General features: G+C 81.4%; 1 protein-coding gene. It reads left to right on the top strand.

The features are described 5' to 3' along the window. On the top strand, positions 1 to 279 hold a 279-nt coding region (locus QWY29_RS20265), incomplete at both ends, for a hypothetical protein (RefSeq protein WP_300963033.1).

Genomic DNA, 279 nt, shown 5'->3' with positions numbered 1-279 from the left:
CGACGCCACCACCCGGGTGCTGCTGCGGGGCGACGCGCGGTGGACGGGGGACGACAGCGCCTCCGGCGCCGACGCGACGACCTGGCACGAGCTGCGGGCGCGCGACGTCACCTCGTGGCGCCTCGAGCTGGGCGGTGGGGCGAGCCTGCGGGGCTCCCACGCTGCTGCTGCCGGGGAGGCGGGCCTGCGGGTCTCGGCGGGGCTGGTGCGGGCCGCGTGCGTGCTGCACGGCGTGCCGGCGGCGTCCGCACCCGGGCGACGCGCCGAGCCCGCGCCCGA

It is taken from the genome of Nocardioides abyssi, from assembly GCF_030412915.1.
GTDB classification, from domain to species: Bacteria; Actinomycetota; Actinomycetes; order Propionibacteriales; family Nocardioidaceae; genus Nocardioides; species Nocardioides abyssi.
Note: the sequence above shows the minus strand (reverse complement) of the source record. Positions and strands in the feature narration are given on the sequence as shown.